The 18,762-nt window shown below is 40.2% G+C and carries 15 protein-coding genes; 6 read left to right on the top strand and 9 right to left on the bottom strand.

Going from position 1 to position 18,762, the window contains the following annotated elements:
• Positions 1-116 precede the first annotated feature (116 nt).
• Both WDC_RS07460 and WDC_RS07455 read right to left on the bottom strand, forming a co-directional pair.
• Positions 117-1,427 carry an ammonium transporter gene (locus WDC_RS07460; protein ID WP_044011240.1) on the bottom strand — a complete coding sequence of 437 codons (1,311 nt, stop codon included), beginning with the start codon at positions 1,425-1,427 and terminating at the stop codon, positions 117-119.
• A gap of 228 nt (positions 1,428-1,655) precedes the next feature.
• Positions 1,656-2,282 carry an LVIS_2131 family protein gene (locus WDC_RS07455; protein ID WP_044011239.1) on the bottom strand — a complete coding sequence of 209 codons (627 nt, stop codon included), beginning with the start codon at positions 2,280-2,282 and terminating at the stop codon, positions 1,656-1,658.
• A gap of 158 nt (positions 2,283-2,440) precedes the next feature.
• On the opposite strand from WDC_RS07455, the gene WDC_RS07450 reads away from it, so the two are divergent.
• Entirely contained in the window at positions 2,441-2,629 is a 189-nt protein-coding gene (locus WDC_RS07450) for an LBP_cg2779 family protein (protein ID WP_044011238.1), read from the top strand.
• Positions 2,630-2,739: 110 nt separating this feature from the next.
• Here the strand turns inward: WDC_RS07450 and WDC_RS07445 are convergent, their stop codons facing one another.
• Positions 2,740-3,726: a choloylglycine hydrolase family protein gene (locus tag WDC_RS07445; RefSeq protein ID WP_044011237.1), complete on the bottom strand. Its 987-nt coding sequence runs from the start codon at positions 3,724-3,726 to the stop codon at positions 2,740-2,742.
• Between the two features lie 504 nt (positions 3,727-4,230).
• Between WDC_RS07445 and WDC_RS07440 the strand changes: the two genes are divergently transcribed.
• From WDC_RS07440 to WDC_RS07425, 4 genes are all read left to right on the top strand, one after another.
• Positions 4,231-6,372, top strand: a complete 2,142-nt coding sequence (locus WDC_RS07440) for a LysM peptidoglycan-binding domain-containing protein (protein ID WP_044011236.1) — start codon at positions 4,231-4,233, stop codon at positions 6,370-6,372.
• Between the two features lie 532 nt (positions 6,373-6,904).
• A complete protein-coding gene (locus WDC_RS07435; protein WP_044011235.1) occupies positions 6,905-8,026 on the top strand; it encodes an acyl-CoA dehydrogenase family protein in 1,122 nt (373 codons plus the stop codon).
• A gap of 30 nt (positions 8,027-8,056) precedes the next feature.
• Positions 8,057-8,833, top strand: coding sequence for an electron transfer flavoprotein subunit beta/FixA family protein (locus WDC_RS07430; protein WP_044011234.1), 777 nt, complete (start codon positions 8,057-8,059; stop codon positions 8,831-8,833).
• Between the two features lie 12 nt (positions 8,834-8,845).
• Entirely contained in the window at positions 8,846-9,805 is a 960-nt protein-coding gene (locus WDC_RS07425) for an electron transfer flavoprotein subunit alpha/FixB family protein (RefSeq protein WP_044011233.1), read from the top strand.
• 70 nt (positions 9,806-9,875) lie between these two features.
• Here WDC_RS07425 and WDC_RS07420 read toward each other — a convergent pair whose 3' ends face one another.
• Both WDC_RS07420 and WDC_RS07415 read right to left on the bottom strand, forming a co-directional pair.
• Positions 9,876-11,396 carry an NACHT domain-containing protein gene (locus WDC_RS07420; protein WP_044011232.1) on the bottom strand — a complete coding sequence of 507 codons (1,521 nt, stop codon included), beginning with the start codon at positions 11,394-11,396 and terminating at the stop codon, positions 9,876-9,878.
• Positions 11,397-11,525: 129 nt separating this feature from the next.
• Positions 11,526-12,113, bottom strand: coding sequence for a phospholipase D family protein (locus WDC_RS07415; RefSeq protein ID WP_044011231.1), 588 nt, complete (start codon positions 12,111-12,113; stop codon positions 11,526-11,528).
• A gap of 177 nt (positions 12,114-12,290) precedes the next feature.
• Between WDC_RS07415 and WDC_RS07410 the strand changes: the two genes are divergently transcribed.
• On the top strand, positions 12,291-13,439 hold the full coding sequence (locus WDC_RS07410) for a MalY/PatB family protein (RefSeq protein WP_052497826.1): 1,149 nt from the start codon (positions 12,291-12,293) through the stop codon (positions 13,437-13,439).
• 53 nt (positions 13,440-13,492) lie between these two features.
• Here the strand turns inward: WDC_RS07410 and WDC_RS07405 are convergent, their stop codons facing one another.
• The 4 genes from WDC_RS07405 to WDC_RS07390 form a co-directional block, all read right to left on the bottom strand.
• Positions 13,493-14,677 carry an MFS transporter gene (locus WDC_RS07405; protein ID WP_044011241.1) on the bottom strand — a complete coding sequence of 395 codons (1,185 nt, stop codon included), beginning with the start codon at positions 14,675-14,677 and terminating at the stop codon, positions 13,493-13,495.
• A 281-nt stretch (positions 14,678-14,958) separates the two neighbouring features.
• Positions 14,959-16,305 (bottom strand): putrescine-ornithine antiporter, encoded by a 1,347-nt coding sequence (gene potE, locus WDC_RS07400; protein WP_044011229.1) that lies wholly within the window; start codon positions 16,303-16,305, stop codon positions 14,959-14,961.
• Positions 16,306-16,331: 26 nt separating this feature from the next.
• Entirely contained in the window at positions 16,332-18,512 is a 2,181-nt protein-coding gene (speC, locus tag WDC_RS07395) for an ornithine decarboxylase (protein WP_044011228.1), read from the bottom strand.
• Between the two features lie 66 nt (positions 18,513-18,578).
• On the bottom strand, positions 18,579-18,762 hold a 184-nt coding region (locus tag WDC_RS07390), incomplete at its 5' end, for an Orn/Lys/Arg family decarboxylase (RefSeq protein ID WP_044011227.1).

Genomic DNA, 18,762 nt, shown 5'->3' with positions numbered 1-18,762 from the left:
GACGAAAACATTATTCGTCGCTTTTTTGCTGTTAAATTAAGATTGTTAGTCTCACGCAATCATTCAGATTTCGTGTTGAACAATAACCGTGCCCACACCGCTATTGAATAACTATATTAATTATTATGCATTCCAGCCTGTTTATTCAATTTCGCCAATTGACCTGTAAATTCTTTTTGATAATGGCCAATTTCATTGTCTCTGGCGACCATGTAATCTGCCTGTTCGCCATGCTCACCAAGATCTAATCCTTCTCTTTCTTCAGCTGCAGAAACACGCATTGGCATGATTGCCTTCAAAACAACCACAATCACTGCCACCATGACGCCAACAAATGAAATCGTTGCGACTGTCGCAACCAGTTGAATGGAAAATAAATGCCAACCACCTCCATAAAAAAGCCCACTAGCATCAATGCTCGGATTGACAGTTCTGCTGGCAAAAAATCCGGTTGCCAAACTGCCCACAATCCCGCTAACCCCATGACAACCAAATGCATCTAGTGCATCATCAATACCTAGTTTAGGTTTCACCACATTCACAAACACGTAGCTTGTCAATGTGGCTACAATACCAATGATAAACGCGCCAACAATTGTCACATAACCGGCCGCTGGCGTAATCCCAACCAAGCCGCATAGTGTTCCCGTACAAACTCCCACTAAAGTCGGTTTACCAGTGCGATAGATATCGATTAGCAACCAGGCAATCATGGCACTGGCAGTTGCCACTGTGGTAGTCATCGTTGCCTGAACTGCAATGTTGTTGATTGCCAATGCGCTGCCTGCGTTAAACCCATACCAACCAATCCACAAAATAGCTGTTCCAAGCAGCACCCACGGTAAATTATAATGTTTAGTGGCCTGCTGATAGTTAATACGATGCCCCAGAAACATTGATAATATCAATGCGGTGACCCCTGCGTTAATGTGAACTACTGTGCCACCGGCAAAATCAATCGTTCCGATAGCCACCAAAATACCGTGAGGGCTCCACACCATGTGAACCATTGGATAATAAACCAAAATTGACCAACAAACGATAAACCACAACAGAAATTTGAACCTCATTCGTCCCAAAACCGCACCAACAAATAATGCCGGTGTGATGATTGCGAACATCATCTGGAAAATAGAATACAAGCCAACCGGTATTTTAGTAGCAGTTACCGTCGTCAAATCAATACCACGATGGAAAAAATGGTTTAAGTTACCGATCACCCCAGCATGATCACCAGAAAATGATAGTGTGTAGCCAAATGAAATCCACAGGATAATCGCTAGCCCACAGATGAAGAATACTGATAGCATTGTATTAACAACATTTCGTTTTGACACAAGGCCACCATAGAAAAACGCTAAACCAGGCGTCATAAATAACACCAAAATACTGGCAAGAACTAAAAATGATGTATTGGCCGCGTTCATGTATTCTCCTCCTCACGATTTATCTTTGATGTAAGAAAATATAACACCGAATTAACTATTAGTCAAGCTAAAATACACTTGTTTGCATTTTTAAAAGAAATTTAGTCATTGAATCCCTGATACATCGGCAGTTTCACTATGTCACTTTTCTTTACATTGAACCAAATAAAAAAGCATTTAAGCAACCAACTAACTCTCGGTTACTCAAATGCTGCGATTAAATGTAAATTATTTATGGTAAACAAAACCTTCAGATGGCACCCTAATCATTGTATAACGGTTAGCCAAATGCCCACTGCGCATTCCCAATCCATTCAGAAAGGTCTTTTTATAGCGGATACTCATCACCGCCACGAATGCTTTGCCGTTTTTGGTATCTTCTTGTTTCAATTTAGTTCTGTTCCACGGATAAACTGATGCCACCACATTCATCGGCCTGTCGCCGTCGACGATCGTCCCATTATGGCCACTAATCGTGTACTTACTATTCTTCAACCAATATGAATATGAAATCACCGGTTTGTCTCCTTGCGACCGACGATTAGCTTGAACGTAGTAAAAATCTTCTTTAATCGGGGTCAGTACCAGTGGATGATACTTGGTTGAAATTTCAATTTGCTCGTGATTAGACATATCGACTTGTCTAAAAAAGGTTAAGTAAGACATTGCCACTAAGGCAGCCAAGGCAACCACCAGCAGTCCTGTGTATTGCAATGTATTTTTCCAGGCAAATGCACTCTTTGTCCTGACAATTAACATTAGTTGTTTCACGCGAATAAAATGGATGACGTAGACAATATACGCAACCACTATAATCCATAAAATAATTCCAACCCAATTCCATCCAGTCCACATATTTCCTACTCCTATTCCTAACTTACTATCTAGTTAAGATTATGCCACAGATAAACAACAAAATCTCACAAACATAACTTTTCTATCTATTTTAACCAAAAAACGCTACAATAAACATAGGTAAGCAACCGATTTAATAAATTTTAAGGAGTGAGTTCATGAGTGATTTAAGTGAATTAGCAGAAGAAATTATCGCATTTGAAAAACAAAAGCACATGGCCGATAACGATGTTGCATTTGGCAGTCAGCTTTCTGTCGAGCGGATCCACAATATTAAATCAATGACGAGTGCCCCGACTGATGATGAAGTTCGCTTATTAAGAAAATTTATGAAAAACACCAAATAAATTCGTTAAAGTGCACGGTAACAAATCATATTGTTCTAATAGGAAACAAATAAAAAAACTACTAGTAACTGATTGTCTGAATTGGCAACCAGATTACTAGTAGTTTTTATTTAATTGACACGATTAAATTGTTGCTCTGCTTGGAGCGGATATTCCGTCGGTTGCGACGCACTCAGTAGCTCCGGTGTCATGACTACCCGTGTAATCGTCTGGTCATCGTATGGTTGCATGTAATAAGCACCCTCGTCTAAGCTCATGTAACCACGGTACTGCGTATAACCAAAACCACCCTCGTTATCAGACTTAACCCCTTTAGGAATCTCCACGCTACTTAAAATGTGCGACACAGCATTAATGGAACCAGCAGTTGTTTTAGCCTTAGTTGTATTTTCACGCATGAATGCCGCCCGAATGAAGCGCGACACAGAGGTGTAGTCACCAGGTAAACCAAGAGCTCCAGTTCCAAGACCATAAGCATCTGAGTGAAACTCACCGTATGTTTTGGCGCTATGTGAAGTTGGCTTTAGTTGAACATAATTGTTGAGATTTTGTAAATGCCAGTTAAAATCAGGGCTATTAGTCATCACCTTAACCGGATCATCAAACACATGCATGCCGGTTTCATCCTGTTCTAGCACGACACACGCGCCAGTTTTATCGCTAACAATCCAGTGCAATGGAACAATCATCTGAAATAGTTCGTTGGCAACCGCCATAATGTTAAGATGATTGATTTTACCTTTCAAGTCAGCGACACTAGTCACATTTCCCAATATCCAGTTAACCACCTCATGGGGCGCCAAATTTAGCTTGTTTATATCTGCAGCGGTGGCAAACTTAGCCAAACCATCAAAATAAAGTGTAGCGGCGCCCACGCCTGCTTCATTAACCCCATCAACGAGAATGTAGCCATTTAAGTCGCGGCCAGCACCCGTGAAACCTAACTTGGTATCAAACCCATTTTGTGCGGCATCACTATTAAAATGAAAATCGCGTGAAATCACAACTGGCCGCCCACCCAGCTCAAACGCAAAGTCCATTGTTCGCGCTAAAAACCATTTTCCGTTTGCATTTTGATACATTACACTTGTACACATTGTGCGGTCACATCCGATCATTTATTTTTTCTTAGAGGTCAGTATATCCCGATCAAAAACGCAATGCAATCAGCTCTTTAATGTGCTTCATCAATCAAATTACATAGTTTGGTTAATACCATAAATACGATTTCAAGTCGTTGCTAGTATAACTTTTAGCTTAAATCGGTGAAACAAGGCCAAAAAAAGCAAAAAATAGTAAAAAAATTTTAACAATTTCTGCTTACACTAAAAATATCATTGCGTTGCTTTTTTATTTCAGTTATCAAGTGCTTGTCCGAAAATTAAGCATTTCACTCAATTATTAACCACATTACGTGGTTTTTTTAATGCTTCTATAAATTAATTTGTATCATGCAAGACGTTGACACAACAGGGCAATTGATGATATTGTATCGGTAGTTAGTAATCTTAGTTAATTTTTAACAATTGTAACTATTTCTTATCATTTTAAATTAACTGATGTAAATTTTACTTATCACATTTCCAAAGGAGAGAGGATTAATGAAAAATAATCAACCAATGGATCATAAATTACATTATAAAATGTACAAACAGGGGCGCAAATGGGTCTTTGCTGGAATTGCCGCCTTTTCAATTGGGTTAGGTGCCACAGGCGTCGCAGCCCACGCCGATACAACTTCTACAGTAAATGATGCAGATCAAGCTGCAACAACAACCAGCAGTGCTGGTTCAACTGCCAGTGACAGCGATGTTGCCGTTCTGAGCGCAAGTGCCACAAGTACGAGTAGTGACAGTGCTAGCGATACTGCCACCAGTGCATCCGCGAGTGCGAGCGCCCAAGCATTAAGTGAAGCTGCAACAGCAGTTGCCAGTGCTGCAAGTGATGTGACTGCTACTGCGGTTACTGCATCTTCAGCCACTAGCGATGCTAGTACCGCATCTTCTTCAAACGCTACAAGTTCTGCTACTTCTAGCGCCACCAATTCAGCAACTTCCAGTGCAACAAGTGCTGCATCTTCAAGTGCTACAAGTACTTCAGCAGAATCAAGTGCCACTGCAACTTCCTCAGCTACCAGCAGCTCAGCTAATACTGCTGTTTTAGTAACTGAAGATGACAGCACAATTGAAGCAGCTAAATCGGCCGCACTTCAAGTTTATGAAGAAACTGGCGTTGCTCAAACAGTCGTGGTCGTGGCCGTGGCCGCTGCTGCTTCCGCCACACAGCCAACGTTTAGCTCGAACGCTACTTTGCAAGCATTCATCGAAGGTGTTGAAGCTGGTGCAATTGAAGGCTGGACTAAATATGGTGTTCTACCTTCCGTTACTGTTGCGCAAGCAATCCTTGAAAGTGGCTGGGGTAAGTCTTCTTTATCTACCAAAGCCCACAACCTATTTGGCATTAAAGGAACTTATAACGGTAACTCAATTAATTATCCTACAAAAGAATATATCAACGGCGCTTACGTTACGGTTTACGCCCAGTTTAGAGCCTATGCTAATAACTCTGAAAGTGTTGCCGATCACGGTTACTTCCTATATTCAAATTCACGCTACAGCAATTTATTAGGTGTAACTAATTACAAGACAGTGACATCACTGTTACAATCTGACGGCTACGCTACTGATCCAAACTATGCATCATCATTAAATAGTTTGATTTCAATGTACAACTTGACGCAACTAGATACGATTGCATTAGCTGGCGCCAGTATCTCTGGCACTGGTTCATCATCTTCATCTAGTTCCAGTTCATCTAGTTCGAGCAGCAATTCAACGTACTATACGGTTAAGAGTGGCGATACATTATCTGGCATTGCAAGCACCTACAGTACTACCGCTGCTGCCCTAGCTTCATTAAACAGTATTAGCAACGCTAACTTAATCTACGTTGGGCAAACTTTGTTAGTTAAGCAAGGTTCAAGCTCATCAAGCAGTTCGTCAAGTTCGAGTTCATCAAGTACGACTACTAGTGGCACAACTTATACCGTTAAGATCGGTGATACATTATCAGCCATCGCTACTAAGTATGGTACCAGTACTTCAACGTTGACTTCGTTAAATAAATTAAGCAACGCTAACTTAATCTATGTTGGACAAGTTCTGACGATTAAGAACAGTTCATCATCAAGCTCAAGCAGTTCAAGTTCAAGCTCAACGTCATCAAGTTCGTCAACGTACACAGTTAAGAGTGGCGATACTCTGTCCGCCATTGCTGCTAAATATGGCACGACCTACACGGCACTGGCAAGTAAAAACGGTATTTCAAGTCCATACACAATCTACGTTGGACAGAAATTAACAATTTCAGGGGCAGCAAGTTCTTCCAGCTCTTCGTCATCAAGTTCGGCCACAACAACAAGCGGCACATATACAGTTAAGAGTGGCGACACTTTATCAAGTATCGCCGCTAAATATGGAACGAGCTACACTGCATTAGCAAGTAAAAATGGTATTGCAAGTCCTTATACAATCTACGTTGGACAAACTATTAAAGTAAGTGGCTCAAGTAGCTCATCAACTTCAAGTTCCAGTTCATCAAGTAGTTCCTCATACACAGTAAAAAGTGGTGATACCCTATCAGCCATCGCAGCTGCTAAGGGAGTGAGCTGGACTAGTTTAGCAAGTAAAAACGGCATTTCGAGTCCGTACACAATTTACGTGGGAGAAACAATCAAGTTCTAGAGTGTGAACAGCCACGTTAAGATACCGGAGTGTAACGTAAAAATAGTAATATTATAATTCGATTTTTGAATTATAATATTACTATTTTTTTGTTACACGCAGGTATCTGTGGCTGTGAACACGTTTCAGCCACAGTGCAAATAACCATGTACAAGCATTGGAGTGTAACGTAAAAATAGCAATATTGTAATTCGCCTTTTGAATTATAATGTTGCTATTTTTTTGTTACACTCAGATATCTGTGGCTGTGAACACGTTTCAGCCACAGTGCAAATAACTGCAAATGTTTTGTCTATAAAAAATAAAACGCACATAAAAATAACAGCCATTGTTCCACATGAAACATCTACTAAAAAAATCACAATCTCCCTCTTTTTTGTAAAGATTAGTTAACTTATGAAAATAACCTTTTGCTTACAAACCACCTGATAAACCAACGATTATCAGACACAAACAATTGACCAACAATCTAAAAAACGGTATTATAAACGCAATGAGAGATTGTGAAAATATAAACTAAAGGGATGGAATTATGACGAATGATAAAACTGCTGAACAAAACATGTTGCATCGCATGATTGTTGACTTTACGACTAATGAACTCGCCCCACTAGATATGAAAATTGACCAGTTAGGCGATTATCCAGACGGATTATTCCAAAAGGTAATTGATAATGGCTTGCTTGGAATGACTCTTCCCCGTCAGTATGGTGGTGCTGGCTTTGATTATGTTGCCACCGCACAAGCCATCAACGCGATGGCATTTGGCAATGCCAGTATGGCTGTTACTCTAGAAGGCCATTTCAAGACACTAGAACAATTACTAAAATACGGGCAACCAGAATTATTGGAAAAATATTTGCCTACTGCAACTAAACGAATTTTTGCGTTCTCGCAAACCGAATCTTCTGGCGGCTCCAATCCGAAGGGAATCTCAACCCGGGCTGTTAAGCAAGGCGATAATTGGGTCATTACTGGCGACAAAATCATGATTACAAATGGCGGCTTAGCGCAAGTATATTGTGTGCTTGCTAAAACTGAAGATGACCAAATGGCTGTTTTTTTAGTTGATCAAGATATGCCGGGTTTTTCATTTGGTAAGCGTGAAGACTTTATTGGCCTTCGTGGTACGCCAGTCGGTGAAATTGTCATGGACCATATCAAGGTCCCTGGCTATCATCTACTAGGTTCTATTGGTCAAGGGCTGGAAATTGGTAATAACGCTCACGACGATGCCCGTGTTTTAATGGGTGCTGTGTTAGCTGGTATTATGCAACATGAATTAAAAATTGCCGTTGACTACGCTAAACAACGAAAAGCATTAGATACTCCGCTTTACGAACTACAAACCATTCAAGAAAAAATTACCGACATTGCGATTGCTAAACAGAATACAGAATTGCTCTATCAACATGGTGCTGAATTGAAAGTGGCTGGTGAGCCCTACTCAAAAGTGGCTGCAATGGCCAAATCGTATGGTAGCCGCAGCGCCGTCTCATCAGGCGACAAAGCGCTCCAAGTACTTGCTGGTTACGGCTACAGTCGTGAATATCCAATCGAGCATCTGATCCGTGACGCCCGTGCAATGGAAATTGCCGAAGGAACCGTGGAGAAGATGAATACTGAAATTTCGTTGAAAGAAGTAAATAAATAACTTTTATTTTAGCTAAAAAGGAGACCAATCATGAAGATTGTCGTATGTATCAAGCAAGTGCCAAACACTGATACCGTTAAAATAGATCCAAAAACCAATAACCTTGTCCGAAGCAATGTCGAAGGCATCATTAACTCATTTGACCGTAATGCTATTGAAGCTGCCCTTGAACTCCGCCAACAGGCTGGTGGCACAATAACCCTGCTCAGTATGGGCCCTGATAGTTATATCACTTCCCTACGTGACGGCTTAGCGATGGGCGCTGATTCAGCCATTTTACTCAGTTCGCGTAAATTTGGTGGCGCCGACACCTTGGCGACCGCCTATGTATTAAGTGAAGCCATCAAAAAAATCGGCGACGTTGACTTAATTTTATTTGGTCGCCAATCCGTCGATGCGGATACTGGTCAAGTAGGACCAATCGTCGCTGAGGATTTGCAACTACCACAGGTCACGTTTGCTGAAAGCTTAGAACTGCAGGACAACAACCAATTAACTGGCCACCGGTTACTCGATAACGTTGTTCAAGAAGTTAAAGTAAAACTTCCGGCCGTAATTACCGTTCGCAGCGAAATGAACAGTCCACGTTATGAAACACCATTAAACATTCAAAAGAGCTTTGAAAAGGAGATCACCATTTGGTCAGAAAATGAACTTGCTGTTGACCCCACTCAAATCGGACAAGCTGGATCTCCAACCGTGGTTAAGCGAATCTTTTCACCGGAAAAAGCCGGCCGTCAAACGCAAATGCTACCTAACAACGCCAAGGATGCCGTGGCTCAGTTGCTAGCAGACTTGAATAATTAAGGGGTGATTTTAATGAATAATGAAATTTGGGTATTCGTTCAATTGAACGGCCAAAACGTTGAACCAACTAGTTTGCAATTAATCACCAAGGCCCGTGACATAGCCGGTGACCGTCCAGTAGTGGCTCTGGTTGCAGAAACTGAATCAATGAACGTTGAGGCAACAGTCAAAGAATACGGTCCTGACAAAATGGTAATTTTAAAAGATGACCAGTTCCATAATGCCAGTGACGGTGAAATCGCTGATGCGTTGGATCAAGTTGTGACCGACCTGAAGCCAAACAGTTTACTGTTCCCTGCCACGGTCCTTGGCCGTTCGGTAGCTCCACGGCTGCAAGCTAAATTGAAGACCGGCTTAACTGCTGACTGCTTAGATATTTACTTTGATGGCGACGATCTGGTGCAGGTCAAGCCTACTTATGGCGATGACATTATGTGTGAAATTATTTGCCCAGATGTACGACCACAAATGGCAACAATTAGACCGAACACATTTAAAGCTGTTAAGGCCGCTACTGATACTGAAACGGTGAATTATTCATTCACTTTTCATCCAGAAGCAAACATTGAAGTCGTCAGTGAGACGCCCGTCATCAATAGTGCCGCTAACATCAGTGATGCTAAGACGGTTATCGCACTCGGCCGCGGCGCTAACAACGAAAAAGTGATCGCTAAGGCTGAAAAATTAGCCGGCAAGCTCGGTGGCATGGTTGGTGTTTCCCGCCCATTAACCGATAACGAAGGATTCAGTCATGAAAACCAGATTGGTCAAAGTGGTAATACGATTGCCCCTGACCTTTTGATCAACTTTGGTATTTCCGGTGCTGTACAATACGCAGTCGGGATTGAAAATGCCAAGCAAATTGTATCGATTAACACAGATGCAAAGGCACCGATTTTTGATAAATCGGATTATGCGTTTGTTGGCGATGCGGATGAGTTTATGTCTGCATTGTTGGATCAAGTTAGATAAATTTTAAAAAATGGATTGCCAAATAACTGGCAACCCGTTTTTTTATACCTTCAACTACTTACTTTTACTTCTATTTAAAAAAATTGCGCCACCCAGAACGGTGTTTAAATGGATTTTCAATATCGATCCATTTAAAAAACAATGCTGCGTTTAATTTAATGTCAATACCATCCGCTGTTCCAACAATTACCTTTGGCGATAGTGCATCCTTGTAGATCCGAGAGCGCTTATCATCCCCGTAGCGACTAGCATTTTCATCCAATGTTGTGATCTTAAATAATAGTGTTTTGGTTTCCTTATTATACGTAAAGTCCTCGCGACTAGAACCCAGGAATAATTTACGCCACTTTTCCTGATTTGATTCTTGTGAATCGTCATAGCGATGTTGCGGAAAATAAATTGGCAGCGGCTGGTCCATTTCAGCATAGTATTCCTTAAAAATATTACGAGTTACCGTTAAGAAATCCACTTTACCACCGTGTTCAAACACTGACCACTGTGTCGTTTCATCCTGTATTTTATCAGCAAATCTGAGCACAAAATCTTGAAACAAAGTGTTGCTGGCACCATCCAAAACTTCTTTATACGCTTGCACAGAGGCTTGTCGATACTCTTCGTCAAACGGCTTATCATTTTTTAGATAGTAGCTGCGTCGACGAGCTCGCTCCGGCAGAGAATACGCATCATTATTGGTTGTTCCAATCAAAGCCGGGTAAGTATCGTGCGCATTATCAATTTCATTTGTCACATTAACAATCAAATCGTTACCATACTTTGAATTTCCAAAAAATTCACCCGGAATTTCGTCAATTAGTAGCGGATAAACATTGGACTCCAGCAGCCAATTTCCTAATTGAGTAATGGTCTGTGATTTTTTATTGTGCACTCCACGAGGTAAGATAGTGTTGTAATTAATAAAATCCTCAGTCTTAGTCGATACCCGCATCATTTTTGCTAAAATTCGCAGTAAGCTCGACTTTCCGGAACCCGCAATGCCACCTAAAAACAAAAATTGCGGAATGTCGTTACGTTCCTCTTTTGAGCGAGCATGTTGACGCATAACTGATATAAACGGCGCTGAAAAAGCATAAAAAATTGTCTCCATAATTCTGGAACCATAATCATCCGTGTAGTTGACGGTATATTTTTGGTAATTGTCGAGCAAGTGATTAATGTTTTTAAAACTACCCTCAATCTCAGCTAGTGTTGCCCGTTTGCCGAAGTTAACTAAAATGTCAGGTTTAATGGCATCCTTGATTAACAATCCGGATTTATCATTTACCGTATCAATCATGGTGTCTTTTCTAATCAGCCATGGTCGCTGTGGGACTTCTTCATTAACATCTCGAACCACTTTAACTGTTAGATGCTGGGTGATTTTCTTTTTCATCGTTTGGGGGCTCACTAATTGCGGTGTTTTACTGCGGGGAGAAATAACATCCTTTGCAATCTTGTAGGTTGTTTCAGTTAACTGGGCAGCATCTTTATTTTCGCTGCGCGCTAAAAACTGCTCTGCTGGAATCTCTTTAATATCACCGGCAATATCATCATCAAGCAATCCCAATTGAATTTTATGTTGGACATTGGCCATCTTATCAAGAACATCATGATTCTTAATTCGATCAAGATCTTCTTCATTAATTATTGTGATACCACCAAATTGAGTTGGATCGCCTTGAGCTGCAAAATTAACCTGTAAATCAAGATCTGTCTGTTTTTCTTAAACAACCTTGAACAACTCACGTGGAAAATAATCAGTTAAGATCGGTGCAATGTTGTCCTCAAATTGGGTCATCAAAATATCGTACAACGGACTATCGTCAAAAATTAATATTTCTTCAAACTGGTTAATTGAATTATCGAATGCGGCCTGCGATAGGTTAGCGGAACCCACAATCGTTCTGGTGGCACCTGTTTTACTATTTTTAAGCAAATAAAACTTGGAGTGAATTTCATAACCGATTGAAGGGACCTGTAGTTCCATTGTGTGGTTGATTACCTTGTCACGACTTTTCTCATCCAAATTATCAAATAATTTAGTCGATGAACTCTTTAATACTTGTGCCATTGCTTCTTTAAAGGTTGCTTTGTTAATTTCACTGTTGGCAGCATTTTGAACCGCGTCATTATTGATTCCAACTACCAACTTTGTATGATTGAACTTTTCTAAATAGGTTTGGATAAATTTTGCAGAAACAGAATAGGTAATTCCTAGCAACTGATCAAACTTTGTTGCATCAAAAATTGTTTCAATGTCCCAATCAACGGTTTGATTATTATACACAACATGACTAGTTCTTAAGCTCATAAATTTACCCCACATTTTATTAATCCGCGAGCGACGACTAACGTAATTATAGCATGCAAAAATGCAATGGCTTGATCAGCTTTGTTTCATGTGAAACGATTTTATCGAGTCACGTCGGCCTCGCACTTTACTTTTTAATGTTAAAATAACCTCATAACTTTCAAAGGAGACATGACAATGGATTTTGACACAATCATAAATCGAGTAAACACCGGTAGCCACAAGTGGGCAATCACTGACCAGCCTGAAAATAGTGACGTAATCGCAATGACCGTAGCTGATATGGATTTTGCTACCCCAGACTTCATCCGTGATGATCTTTTACCAGCTTCATCTATTCTAGGCTACACCTCCGCTCCACACGACTATTTTCCAAGTATTATTAAATGGCAACAACAACATCACCACTTAGAATTAACACCGGAACAAATAATTCCACTCACCGGTGTACTACCTGGTTTATCGTTCGCACTACGCACTATTACTAAGCCCAGCGACAACGTGCTAATCTTTTGCCCGGTTTATGCGCCCTTCGCCAGCGCAATTCGCAACTCTGGTCGCCACATTTTAAACTTTGAACTAACAATTGACGCTGATGATCAATATTGCATTGATTTTGTTCGATTAGAACACACGCTTGCGACCCAACGAGTACCCTTGATGATTTTGTGTAATCCTCAAAATCCTAGTGGTCACGTGTGGTCCGAAGAAGACTTAGCTAAACTAGTCCAACTGGCCAAGCAGTACCACACCTTTATTATTTCAGATGAAATTCACCAAGACCTGGTATATCAACCTGAATCATTTACTTCATTATTAGAATTACCAGATGCAGCTAGTGTGGGCCTCGTAATTTCCGCTGCCACCAAAACATTTAACATGCCAGGCGTTAAAAACGCATATATGTTTGTTAAAGATGAATTTTTAGCTAACAAAATCAACACACTAATCGAAACCGAGTTTGGCGATGGAATTAGCGCAATGGGTTTCAATGCCACTGCAGCTGCTTTGAGCAAGGGAGAGCAGTGGCACACTGAATTAATTAACTATTTACACACTAATCGGGATACAGCCTACAAGCTGTTCACTAATAGCAAGATTGTGCCTATGTTGCCACAATCAACCTATTTAATGTGGTTAGACTTTTCAAAAACTGGTTTGTCAGATGACGAAATCGACCAAAAACTGATTAGAGAAGCGAAAGTTCAACTCAACCGCGGCTCCCAATATGGTACGAATGGTGAACACTGGTTCCGATTGAATTTTGCCACCCCCAAAGCACAATTAGTTACAGCCATTGAGCGAATCATTGCTGCGTTTAAGTAAAAAATTGGATGTAAAAAGACGCCCAACCAGGCGCCTTTTTTAGTCCAATCTATTTAAACTACCTTTATGCTGGTCCGATCTTTAATCAGGTAAGTCATCCCAAACGAAATAATCAAAAAGATCGTAACAACAACATATGGATAATGATAATTCATATCTAACAAGGCACCAGACATAATTGGTCCAATGACGTTTCCTACACTGGTTAACGACATGTTTAATCCATTAATCAAACCCTGATTTTGCGTACTTATTTTTGTCAGCATCGTTGTGATTGCTGGCCGCAGTAGGTCAAACGCCGAAAAAACGATCAAGGTGGCGACAATTACCTCCCACTTAGAGTGGGCCAATACAATCCAAATTGTTCCGGCAAAACTAAGAAAGAAACAGTAGCGAATAACTTTCGTTTCTTTAAACCACACAACTAGATGATCAAATAGCAATACTTGCAACAACAGTGAGATAATCCCGTTCAGTGTTAGTACTAACGCAATGTTATCCAAACTAAAATTGAACACTTCGTTGACATAAATACTATAGATGCTCTCAAATCCTTGCAGCCCAAATGATGAAACCAGGATCATTGTAAACAAAATGACGACTGGCTTGGTTAAAAAATGAATTAATTTGGTTGGTGCCTCAATTTCAGCCCTAACTGGGCCCCCATCGTTATGGCCTAATTCATCCTCTTGTGGCAGAAGTGTCGCTAGTGCAATCGTACTCAGTAGCCCCATTAAACCGGCTATCCAAAACGGTGCTTTATAGTCGATTTTAGCCAAGATACCGCCAATTCCTGGTCCTAATATTAAACCACCACTAAAGGCAGCAGAGAGCCAGCCAATCACTTTTGCACGTTGCCGTTTAGTAGTGATATCTGCTGCCATAGCCATTGCAGTCGGTACAACCATAGCAGCAGATAGACCACCCACAATTCGCGATATATTAAACATCAATAACTGATTTGTGATAGCAAATAAAATTTCAGATAACATATATAAAAACAGGCCCACAACCAAAACAGGTTTACGACCGATTCTGTCCGATAACCGGCCAATTATTGGTGAAGCAACAAATTGTGCCAAAGCAAATAACGAAGTCATAATTCCCATATCAGTGGCTGTCAAATGCAATTCATTCTTAATAAACGGCATTACCGGGATCACCAAGCTAATTCCCAGGCAAACCAGGAATTCACTAAATATTAAAATAAAAATGGCCCGTTTGGTTTTGCTTGTCACAATAGCACTTCCTTGTTTGATAGTTAATAACGTACGAGATCTAGTATATCGATCTAATGAATCAAATGTCCAGTATGACAACCTGACATGTGCTCCAAACATTCAGCTATTTATTACCTGGGAAATATTTTCGAAATAAAACAGCCCTATCCCATATAATCAGAGATAGAGCTGTATTTGAGATACATCTTTCTTATCGGCAAAATAATTCTCAAAAATTCAAATTATTACTATATCTTCTAACGCGTAACGATTGCAAAAAACGTAGTAAACGATTAGCTTTACGCATTATTTTGTTGAGATTCTTTCTGTGCATCAGGTAAATCATACTTGTAAGAAACAAATCCATAGATTGTCCAACCAGCAAATGCAACTAATGCACCCAGAACCATAGCTTCGCTTCCACTAGCATACATAGAATACAAACTATAAATTCCGGCAATCACAGCAATTACGTTAGTCAGTTTGAATCCTTTAGACTCTTTGGTTAAACCAGCAGACATCTGAATTGTCTTCAAAGCACCCATGTCCAAGACATAAGGAACCAAGTTAGTAACAACCGCCAAGTTAACTAAAGTATTAAATTGATTAATTAAGTTAGGACTAATTGTCAATAATGATAAGAGAATTTGGCAAATCATCAGAGTAACCATTCCGACGATTGGTGCTTCTCGTTTTGTAACCTTCTTGAACAATGCTGGGAAGTAACCTTCATTCGCTGAGCTACGGAACACTTCAGCAACAGTAAATTGCCAACCTAACAATGAACCGATACATGCTAAGACCATCAAGCCCATGACAATTTTACCAATAACTGGTGTAAACATGGTTGCAAATGTCAAACCAAATGGCGCATTAGATGTAACTAACGCGTGGTTATTAACGATTCCGGCCATAACGTTAGTTGATAGAATATAAATTATTCCGGCTCCAATAGTTCCACCAAGAACGGCGATTGGAACGTTCTTCTTTGGATTTTCAACGGCATCCGAGTTGGCAGCTGCTGATTCCAATCCAAGAAAGGCCCACAATGTAATTGGAATTGAGGCACTAATTCCAGTAAATAAACTTTCATGATGTGGGTTCCATGATGATGCATACATATGAGGACTGAACCAGAACCAACCAATAACTGACAGAACAACAACTGGAACGATAACGCCCCAAACTGTGATTGTTCCGATGTTACCAGTAACACGAGGTCCCCAGAAGTTAGCAACAGTTGTAATAATAATTAATGCCATAGCGCTCAAAGTAATTTCAAACGGTTTTAGCGTAACGCCTAAGAACACTTCACCATATCCAACAGCGGAAATGGCAATGGCAACGTTAGCAATAACCAATGAAATTGCGTAAGTAAAGTTGGCCATAAAGCTACCATCTTTACCATATGAATATTCAGCGTAACCACCCATACCACTGGCGGTACGGTTACTGAACATTCCACAACGTGCGAAGGAATAGGCTAAACACAGGGCACCAGTTAGGGTAACAAGCCAAGAAAGAATTGACATTGTACCGATTTGAGCGAGCTTGGAAGGTAACATAATGATACCTGAGCCAAGCATGTTAACAGCTGTAATAATTGTCAGCTGCATCACGCTCATCTTTTTTTTGTTTTCTGCCATAATCACATTCTCCAATAACTATAAGTTTAGTTTTTCTTTATTACAGATTCATCATCTAGAACATAGCCATAGGCTTTAACTTTGCCATCAGCTTGCGGTTCGTTGTAGACACCTTGAATTTCTGGAGAGAAACCAGGGAATTGATTAATACCATCTTGGAGAATTAAGAAGTACTTCTGTGCACTTTCAGTCCAACGCTCACCAGGCGCAATAACGAAAATCCCTGGTGGGTAAGGTAATCCTCCTTCAAGAGCAACGCGACCAACGATATCTTGCAATGGAATTAATTCAGCATTATTGCGAATTAATTCTTTATCTGCAGCATATGGTGTCATTGCTTGTTCAGGTAATGTAGCTTCCTGGAATAATTCTTTCTGGAACTTCTTAGCATTGCTTTGTTTGTAGAAATTATGCATTTCTTGGCAAAGTTGACGGATCGTATATCCTCTATACCGGCTCGCATTATCTGCATAGACGTGTGGGAGGACATTTTCAAGTTTTTCATCTTTTTCAATTAAATCTTCAAAGCGAAGAATTAAATTGACCAGATTATCTAGCTTGGTCTTAGTTTCAGCAGGAGTTAGTAAGAATAGAATTGAGTTTAAATCACTCTTTTCTGGTACAATCCCGTGTTCACGTAAGTAGCTAGCTAAGATTGTTGCTGGAATACCGAAATCTTCATACTCACCAGTTTCCATGTTGATACCAGGTGTCTTAAACATAACTTTAAGAGGATCAATGTAATATTGATTATCAGCATAGCCTTCAAATGAATGCCAGCTTTCACCCTTCTTGAAACGCCAGAAATCAAGATTATCTGCCATTTCTTCGGTATCACCATCTTCCCATTTCTTACCATTAACAACAGTAGGAATAAATGGTGTGAATAATTTAGACTCATTTAACATCCGCTTACGTGCTTCAATACCTAATTTAACAGTATTCTTCCACATTTCAGCGCCGGCTTTACCTTCCATCAAGTAAGCATTAACATCCAAAGATGCATACATTGGGTAGAATGGTGAAGTTGAAGTATATTTCATATAAGCATTGTTAAATCGCTTATGGGTAATATACCGCTTTTGGCCCTTGATATGCTTATCCTTTTTGTGAATTTGAGAGCCTTGTGATAACGCAGCTTGTTGTTTATGAACAGACTGAGTTACCAAGATACCTGGATCTTCTGGTCCAAGGTCTAATAATAATGGTGAACTTGGTTTCATCATTGGAATGAATTGTTCGTATCCAACCCAAGCTGAATCAAATTGAATGTAGTCACATAAACTACCAATTCGATCAACAACTTGGCGAGCATCGTAGATAGAACCATCATAAGTTCCTAATTCAATAATGGCGAGCCGAATTGGGCGTTTTTCCTTGGCCCGTTTTGGATCGACTTTAGCAATTAATTCACGGATATGCTTTTCATTGAAGACGGCATCACTGATACCACCGATAAAACCAAATGGGTTTCGTTCCGTTTGTAGATAGATTGGAATTCCACCAGCATTTTCGAGTGCCGAAATGTAACTTGATTTGTGGTTGTTGCGATCAAATAATACTAGATCGCCAGGCGCAACTGCAGCAGAAGTAACAATCGCATTTGATGTTGATGTACCGTTCATAACAAAATAGGTTTTGTCTGCATTAAAAACTTTTGCAGCATGTTGTTCAGCTGAAAGAGGTGCGCCACCGTGAGTTAATAAATCTCCCACTGCAACATCAGAACTACTCAAATCAGATCTGAATAAATTTTCACCGTAATAGTTAACTAACCAACGGCCAGCTGGGTGACGCATAAAGAACTTGCCAGCATGATGCCCTGGTGTTGTAAAACTAAGATTTCCTTCGTCAGCATATTTTTGTAGCTCTTCGAAGAATGGAGGCATCATTTTCTTTTCATATTCCACAGCGGCAGCTTCGATTTCGCCATCGTACATGTTCGTGTACTTAGCATCATCATCAATAAGGTGATAAATCTTAGCGCGTAAGTCTTTATCAATTTTAGCCGCATCGTTGGTAATTAGAAATACTGGAATATCGAAATGTGTCTCATCAATTTTGTTAATCAAGTCGAGATCATCTTCAGTAAGGACAATTGCGGCCACATCAGTGAAGTCGGAGTCCTTTTCTGCATCAATTATATCTCTTGTTGTTTTAAAATATTTCTGAGCTTCTTCTGAGCACGCGATACCTAATAATTTCATTTTTAATCCTTTCGTAAATAAATTCTCATCGAACAATTTAGTCAGAGTCGTTTGGCTCTATTGGTACTATTTTTGCTCTTCTAGCACGTAACCGTATGCATTTGTACGTCCGTCTTCTTGTTTGAAGTAGACACCTTGAATTTCTGGAGCAAAACCAGGGAATTCGTTGATACCTTCTTCAAGAATACTGAAGTATGTCTGAGCATTTTCGTTCCACTTTTCACCAGGAACAACACAAAATACCCCAGGA

The organism is Paucilactobacillus wasatchensis, from assembly GCF_000876205.1.
In the GTDB taxonomy this organism is placed as follows: Bacteria; Bacillota; Bacilli; order Lactobacillales; family Lactobacillaceae; genus Paucilactobacillus; species Paucilactobacillus wasatchensis.
This window is presented reverse-complemented; position numbering and strand designations above follow the sequence as displayed.